We start from the raw sequence: 8,565 nt of genomic DNA on the forward strand, positions 1-8,565 counted from the left end.
AAGTATTAAACTGATTATGAGCTTTTTTTCACAGCAATAATAATCTGACTCTCACCCTCTATTTTTAATTCGAAGTCAACCTTCTCCCCTACAGTTAAACCATTTAATAATGCTGGATCTGCAACTTTAAAGCCCATAGTCATTGCAGGCCATTTAATTGCAGGAATTGCTTCATGGTCGAGTGTTAGAATATTTTCTTTCGTATCAATAGCAGTAATCACACCAACAGCTTGAGCTGTTGCAACTGTAGATGACTCTTTACTCATCTGCTCCATCGGTGCTTCCGCTTTCTTTTGCTCTGATGCCTCATTTTTGCTACATGCAGTTAACGCAGCAACAGTTGCAACAAGAGCCACAATTTTCATAAATTTCAACATAATAAAACCTCTTTTGACGAAATAACAAAACGATCAATGTGTTGATAGTTTTCTTTTGATTAAAAGCTGATATGCAGCCGGGATAACAAACATTGACAGTAGAGGAGCTGAAATCATGCCCCCAACCATAGGTAAAGCAATACGGCTCATCAATTCAGAACCTGTCCCAGTCCCTAAAAGTATAGGAATTAAGCCTGCCAAAATGACGGCAACCGTCATGGCTTTAGGACGAACGCGTAGTACAGCTCCTGTTCGGATTGCATCATTGAGTTGTTGCTCTGTTAAGGATGCCGTTGAAGAAGATAGGTTTTGCTGTGCATGTTCAACTGCTTGCTTCAAGTAGAACAACATGACTACACCAAACTCAGCAGCAACACCTGCAAGGGCGATAAAACCAACTGCAATCGCAACTGAAAAGTGAAAACCGCTCAAATACATGGCCCATATACCACCAATTAAAGCAAAAGGTAGCGTTGCCATAATCAGAACTGCATCTTGTACTTGTCTAAAAATCAAATAGAGCAGTAGAAAAATAATCATCAATGTAATTGGAATGACGACTTTTAAGCGAGCATTCGCACGCTCCATGAACTCAAACTGTCCTGAATAGCTAATGCTCATGGCAGAGGAGCGTTTTACTTTTTGGTCAATAGACTGCTTCAACTCTTGCACAACTGAAGCTAAGTCACGTCCTTGTACGTCTACATAAACCCAACCACTTGGACGGGCATTCTCACTTTTTAGCATTGGAGGGCCATCTGTAATTTGAATATTGGCAACACTACTTAATACAATTTGTTGTCCAGATTCAGTTACAATCGGTAAATTTCTCAAAGCTTCCAGTGAATCTCGAATCTCTCGTGGATAACGTACATTAATGGGATATCTTGCTAATCCCTCAACAGTTTCACCAATATTTTCTCCACCAATCGCGGATGATACAATTTTCTGCACATCGTTGATATTGAGACCATATCGTGCAGCCTGCATACGGTTAATATCGACATCAACATATCGACCACCTGTGAGTCGTTCAGCTAAAGCCGAGCTAACACCGGGTACCTGTTTAGCAACTTGTTCAATTTGCTGTGCTACCCGATCAATATCTTGCAGATCATTTGCTGAAATCTTAATCCCGATTGGACTTTTCACCCCAGTTGCCAACATATCAATCCGGTTACGGATAGGTGGTACCCATATATTCGTTAAACCCGGTACTTGGACTGCCTTATCTAGTTCTTTTACTAATTTGTCAGGTGTCATACCTGAGCGCCATTCAGACCGTGGTTTGAACTGAATCGTGGTTTCAAACATTTCTAAAGGCGCAGGATCTGTTGCTGACTCAGCTCTCCCTGCTTTACCAAATACTGTCGCAACTTCTGGAACCGTTTTAATCATTCGATCTGTTTGCTGTAACAGTTCTGAGGCCTTAGCTGCGGACAATCCTGGTAAAGCTGAAGGCATATACAGTAAATCACCTTCATCCATATTCGGCAGAAATTCTCCACCTAATCGCGTTAAAGGAAAAAGACTAATAAGGAAAATTAGCAATGCACCAAATAAAGTGGTCTTTGGATGAGCTAAAACCTGATCCAACATAGGTCGGTATATTTTGATGAGGAAACGGTTCAATGGATTACGCTGTTCTGAGGGTAATTTCCCGCGGATCCAATAACCCATCAAAACAGGAATCAGAGTAATGGATAAACCAGCTGCCGCTGCCATGGCATAGGTTTTGGTAAACGCCAGAGGCGAGAACAAACGTCCTTCTTGCGCCTGTAAAGTAAAAATAGGAATAAAAGATAAGGTAATGATAAGTAAGCAGAAAAATAAAGCAGGACCAACTTCACTGGCGGAACGGGCAATAATATTCCAGCGTGCTTGAGTTTCTAATACTTGATTGGGATGTTCATGCTGCCAAGTCTCTATATGCTTATGTGCATTTTCAACCATCACAACCGCTGCATCAACCATAGCGCCAATAGCAATGGCAATCCCCCCCAGTGACATGATATTGGCATTTAGGCCCTGATAGTACATGACTAAGAAAGCCGACAAAATCCCAAGTGGTAAAGAAACAATAGCTACCATTGCTGATCGTAAATGCCAGAGGAAAAGTCCACAGACTAAAGCCACGACAATAAATTCTTCAATTAATTTATGACTGAGATTCTCGACTGCCCGATCAATCAGTTTACTGCGATCATATACAGGAACAACCTGCACTCCTTTCGGTAAACTTTGTTGCAATTCAGCCAGTTTCGCTTTCACAGCAGTAATCGTTTCACGTGCATTCTTACCAGCCCGTAAAATCACAACACCACCAACAGTTTCACCTTGTCCATTCAGCTCAGTGATACCACGACGCATTTCCGGTCCGAGTTGAATTGTTGCAACATCACCTAAAGAAACAGGAACACCCAAACTATTTGTTCGTAGTGGAATCTGGCGAAAATCATCTAAAGTTTTTAAATAACCAGAAGCTCGTACCATATATTCCGTTTCAGCCATTTCAAGGACTGAACCACCAGTTTCCTGATTAGCCTTTTGAATCGCCTCAATGACATTGTTTTGTGTAACACCTAAAGCCGCCATTTTGCTTGGGTCTAAGACAACTTGATATTGCTTAACCATCCCCCCAATCGTGGCAACTTCAGCCACATTAGGTAATGTCTTTAGTTCATACTTTAAAAACCAGTCTTGTATGCTTCTCAGTTGTGCAAGGTCATGTTGTCCTGTTGGATCAACTAATGCATATTCATAAACCCAGCCAACTCCAGTAGCATCGGGTCCTAACGACGATTTTGCATTCGCAGGCATTTTTCCCTGGATCTGATTTAGATATTCCAATACACGAGAACGGGCCCAATAAAGATCGGTATGCTCATCAAAAATGACATAGACATAAGAATCACCAAAAAAAGAATAACCTCGAACAGTTTTAACACCTGGTACTGATAACATCGTTGTTGTTAAAGGGTACGTCACCTGATTTTCAACAATTTGTGGTGCCTGACCTGGGTAATTAGTTCTGACAATCACTTGTACGTCAGATAAATCTGGCAAAGCATCAACCGGTGTATTCTTTACAGCCCAAGTTCCCCAAGCAGCCAAAACTAAAGCTGCCAACAGGACAAATACACGATTCGCAATTGAAAAACGAATAATACGGGCAATCATAATGGTTCTCCCGTTTAGTTCTTCATAGATGTCATGGACATCTTGGAAATGTCAGAAATAACGTAAGCATCTCCAGTATGTGTAAACCCAAAACGGACCTGATCGCCTTGCTGAATTTGGGTAAATGGTTGAACTGGTTGTTTAAAGCTCATAGTCATAGCACCCCAACCCAACTCAGGAATAGCTTGGTGTGAAATGGTAATATCTTGATTTGTGACTTTTTCAACTTTACCAAGACCTTGATATGTTGACCTCTTAATCGTTTGAGATGATGCAATTGGTTGCCCAGTGTTGAGCTTATCCAATACGCCTTGCAAATTTGCTTCAGAATCAATCAGAAATTGTCCTGAAATCACTACTTTCTGACCAGCTTTCAACCCTTGCAGGACTGCAATTTTATTGCCATCACTTTGACCTAACTGTACAACAACAGGTTCAAAACGTCCTTGCTCATGCCCTACAATGACAACATTCCGAGTACCTGTCCGTATAACAGCTTGCTCTGGTATAACCAAACTGCTTTGGGGATTATTTATTATATTGACAGAAGCAAACATCCCTGGCTTAAGTTGACCACTAGGATTTGGTAATTCAATCCGAACTTTAATAGTTCTTGATGTTGTATCTAAGGTAGGCAAAATGTCGATAACTTTGCCAGCTACTTTTTGAGAAAAAGCAGCAAAATTGGCTTCTACACTCATACCTCGTTTGATTCCAGCAATTTGTTTTTCAGGAACGGCTGCCTCTAGCCAAATCGGGTTGATACCTTTAATTGTGGCCAAGGTTTGCCCCATAGCCAAAGCCATACCATTGCGGACTTCTAGTGAATCAATAAATCCACTAGTTGGAGCTTGCAAAGTTATATTAGATTGCACTCGACGAGTTCGCTCAACTTGATGAATCACATTTTGTGGTATTCCTAAAAGCTGTAAACGTTGACGGCTTGCTTGAATAAGGGAACGATCTCCCGTACGGAGCACAGCTAAAAATTCAGTTTGCTCTCCAGTCCATTCCGGTATTGAAATATCAGCTATAGGGCTTCCTTGCGTCACCATATCTCCAACAGCATGCCCGTACACTCGCTGGACAAAGCCACTTGCTCTAGTTTGTAAAATAGCTGTTTGCCGTTCATTTGCTTGTAATATGCCATTAGTAAACATGGCATTTCCAATTACAGCCTGTTCAACTGTGCCGTAACGGATGGCTAAATTTTGTTGAAGAGTTGGATCTATTTTGACTGTAGGACGACTTTCATCCGTCATCGTAGTATTTTCGTCTGCATATTTAGGTACCAGTTGCATGTCCATAAATGGAGACTTGCCTGGCTTATCAAAATGCTGTTCTGGTTTCATTGGATCGTACCAATAAAGTACTTTAGCATCCTGCTTCTGGCTTACCGATGCCGATTGAGAACCCTCTTCCTGATGAGCAAACCAATATCCGGCACCGCCACCTACGACAAGACTAATTGTGGCAACTCCCATGACAGTCATTGCCAATTTATTTCTTAACATTATGGCTGCTCCTCAGCATGGTTTAAGGTCGGCTCTTCAAAGGCAAAATAAAGTTGTGCTGTTGTAATTGCTTGTTGTTGTTGAAGATCAATAAGTCGCAGCTGTTGTTCTAAAAGAGCTTGCCGGGCGGTAATGACATTGGACAAATTGCTTTTGCCTGCTTGGTAACTTGCTAACTGTAAACCCACTTTTTGTTTAGCGAGTGGAATACTTGTTTGCATCGCACGTCTAATTTGCTGATCAAGTGCATCAAGATCGGATAACCCATCATCTAGCATAGTGAGATGGTCACGGTATTGGACTTCTTGATCGGCGGTAATCCTGTTTTGTTCGGCTAAAGCTGCCTGAATGAGTGGACTACTACGTCTTTTTGAAAAGACAGGAAGCTCTGTTGTTAGTTGCACCCCGATCATATCGCCAAATTCGGGTGCTCGATGCTGATAAGCAAGTTCAATACCCCAATCTGGTTTCTGTAAAGCCTGAGCTTGCTTCAGTTTTGCTTCAGCAGTTAGCTTTTCAGCCTGAAAAGCTTTTAATTCAGGATGCTGATGCAAGTGATGATACAGCTTTGATGTATCAAGATGGATGGATGGAGCTTGGTCAGGTAAGGTTTCAATTTGAGAGGGATTTCCAGTTTGCTCTACACTTACCAATCGATGTAATTCTAGTTTGGCTTTATTTAAATCACGAAGTAAATCATCCTTCCGGTCAAGTAATACAGTGGCTTCTTGTTTTGGATCAAGTGCATCAGCAACAATTGTCCGACCGGATGTGACCTGTGTCTGTGTGATTTGAGAAAGTAATCGATTTTCTGAAAACAGTTCATCATATAGCGCCAATTTACGCTCAAGATAAAAGCGTTTAAGCCAAGCAGATGCGACTTTCTGACGTAACTCAATACGTAGAATCTCAGTTTGAGCAGTAGCTGAACCCAATTCAGCTTTTGCTAACTCGACCTCGGCTTGTCTTTTGGCGCGGTTTGGAAAATCTTGCATAACACCAATTTTCTGCATGGTCATGCCATCTTGTGTGACTGACCATGACGCATCACCAGATATAGGATAATTCTCCAAACCGAAAAATAATTTAGGGTTGGGTAAAATGCCAGAAGCTGAAACTACATTCTCAGCCCCTTCAATTCGAGCACTATTTGCTCTTAGGGTAGGTGCATATTGCTCAGCAAGCTTCATAGCTGTATTCAAAGTTAATGGCTCAGCATAAGCCTGACCATAGACCAGACAGAAACAGATAGTAGCTATTGGCCATCTCTTACGATGAGATTGCTTTTCTTTATAAATATTCATATTTTTTGCTCTAAAATGTTTACGCGCACGCGCAGAACATTCATAGAAAATTCTATGAATGATAGAGGACTATCAAATTAGTTAGAGCGTGGAGGCTTCCATAAACCCGAAGGGTATGGAGAAGGAAGATTTTGATCTAAAGAGTAAAAAGCTGAGCGCTCTATAGGAAAGGAAACCATTGAGTGCAAAATACCCTGAACGTCATTAGCATATACAAGCTTGGTAAAAGACATAATGCAATCTTGTTCAGACAGACAGGATGGATCATGCAGAGTTTTTTTGGACTTTGCTTCTCCTTTCATACAATCAGTATGCATCATATTCTGATTTTTCGACTCTTCCATTTGCATGGATTGCATCTGTTCAGATGGCATTAAACATCGTTTATGTACAGACGAGGCAACAGCAGCCGATCCTACTAACAGGATAGCAAACGATAAAAACAGCGATAGGCATGTTTTTAACCACTGCATAGACATAGACCAAATTTTAAGCTTTTTTAGTTTTACAGAATTGAATCGTAATAGCAACAATTTCATGAATAGTAGCCGAAACTACTATTCATGATTTCAAGTTATAGTATTTTAAAATACCAATTCGATGCCTGCACCATATTTCCATCCTTTTTCGGACTCAGTTGCTTCTTGCACGTTAGTTGCTTTTTGTCCTTTTTCATATTGGTAAGCAACATCCACAAAAGGTCTGACTCTTTTAGTGACTTCATATCGGGTTTTAATACCGGTTTTTAGTTCAGACAAACCTGATTTTGCAGCATAGTTAGAATCATCGCTAAATACAGCATCTACTTCAAGATAAGGTTGTGTGATCAATTTCTGGGTTAACAGGAAATCACGCTCGACTTCAAAGCTTGCCCCCCAAAAATTATTCTCACCACCGTACAAATAAGCTTGGGTTTCAAAGAAATATGGAGCTAATCCCAACACGCCAACAACACCATCAACCCGATCGCTGTTGCTGTTATTTTTATCTTCACTGTATCTCACCCCAGCCTGTACATCCCAAAAGGGTGCTACATTACGGCTATAAAGCGCAGATACATCATATTTTGGATCATGACTTTCTGCTTTATCCAAATTTGCTTCAATAAATAGGCGATTTTCATCTGTACCTATCAATGTTTCAATTTTCGATCCTAAAGCACCTTTGCCATCTTCATCCACAGTCCACTCATTCTCAAACTTAGTCATTTGGAAAACTTGTCCACCATGTTCTTTCAGATGTTTATCATGATTTCGGTTATTAGAAGTTTCGGCTTCCAGGCCTATACCATTATCTCCATCATTACCAGAAGTTGAATTTTGGTAAGTATTACGATCAACATAACCTAATCCACCAGGCTCTTTTAACAGCATTTTCATACTCTCGGACTGAGAGGATTTAGTACTACTATCCATGCTTTGAACAGCAGTATCATTTGCAAAAGCTACACCTGATAATCCAATTAAAGCTATAGATAAAAATGTCTTAGAATATATTTTTTTAGTGGTGCGCATGTTGATTTACCCCCTTATCATTAGTATTAGGTTGAGCAACAACATCTTTCGAATCAGTACTATTACTATCGACATTTGCCACAATAAGTTTATTCATCATTCCAGCAGACATGTGATAGAGCAAATGGCAATGGATAGCCCATTCACCTAACTCATCAGCCGTTAATAAAGTTGTAACTGTTTTACCTGGTGGAACAATTACTGTATGTTTATTCGGCATATTGCTAGGATCTTGGCCATTTTCCAGTTGCATAAACATGCCATGTAAATGCATTGGATGAGCCATCATACTATCGTTAACAAATTTCAAGCGTATACGCTCACCATATTTCACTTTAAATGGTTCAGTTTCATTAAACTTCTTACCATTAATTGTCCAAATATAGCGCTCCATATTTCCACCTAAACGAATTTCAATTTCACGTTCTGGAGCACGGGTATCTTTTTGGGGGGTTAAAGATTGTAAATCACTATATTGAAGTGCTTTTAGACCAGCTGGTGTTGATGCATTCGCCCATCCGTAAACCACTTGATCAGATCCAGAAGAGCTTACTGTTTTTGAAGGCATATCATGGTCCATACCTTTCATTGAAGACATATCATGATCCATACCTTTCATTGAAGACATATCATGGTCCATTCCTTTCATTGAAGACATATCATGATCCATTCCTTT

The 8,565-nt window shown here is 40.4% G+C and carries 7 protein-coding genes; all 7 read right to left on the reverse strand.

The genetic code is table 11. The features are described 5' to 3' along the window. Positions 1-14: 14 nt before the first annotated feature. Complete coding sequence (locus HMPREF0014_RS22440) at positions 15-377, reverse strand: copper-binding protein (protein WP_004738155.1); 363 nt, start codon at positions 375-377, stop codon at positions 15-17. 33 nt (positions 378-410) lie between these two features. After that, on the reverse strand, positions 411-3,557 hold the full coding sequence (locus tag HMPREF0014_RS22445; protein WP_005079039.1) for an efflux RND transporter permease subunit: 3,147 nt from the start codon (positions 3,555-3,557) through the stop codon (positions 411-413). Positions 3,558-3,571: 14 nt separating this feature from the next. After that, positions 3,572-5,071 (reverse strand): efflux RND transporter periplasmic adaptor subunit, encoded by a 1,500-nt coding sequence (locus tag HMPREF0014_RS22450; RefSeq protein ID WP_005079041.1) that lies wholly within the window; start codon positions 5,069-5,071, stop codon positions 3,572-3,574. Then, positions 5,071-6,375 (reverse strand): TolC family protein, encoded by a 1,305-nt coding sequence (locus HMPREF0014_RS22455; protein WP_005079043.1) that lies wholly within the window; start codon positions 6,373-6,375, stop codon positions 5,071-5,073. The genes HMPREF0014_RS22450 and HMPREF0014_RS22455 overlap by 1 nt, the downstream gene beginning before the upstream one ends. A 77-nt stretch (positions 6,376-6,452) precedes the next feature. After that, positions 6,453-6,914, reverse strand: a complete 462-nt coding sequence (locus tag HMPREF0014_RS22460) for a hypothetical protein (protein WP_000771473.1) — start codon at positions 6,912-6,914, stop codon at positions 6,453-6,455. 45 nt (positions 6,915-6,959) lie between these two features. Next, a complete protein-coding gene (locus tag HMPREF0014_RS22465; RefSeq protein ID WP_005079045.1) occupies positions 6,960-7,889 on the reverse strand; it encodes a copper resistance protein B in 930 nt (309 codons plus the stop codon). Continuing rightward, a partial coding sequence (locus HMPREF0014_RS26375; protein WP_020992369.1) for a multicopper oxidase domain-containing protein occupies positions 7,876-8,565 on the reverse strand: 690 nt, incomplete at its 5' end. The genes HMPREF0014_RS22465 and HMPREF0014_RS26375, both read right to left, overlap by 14 nt.

This window comes from Acinetobacter sp. RUH 2624 (assembly GCF_000162375.2).
Classification (GTDB): Bacteria; Pseudomonadota; Gammaproteobacteria; order Pseudomonadales; family Moraxellaceae; genus Acinetobacter; species Acinetobacter nosocomialis.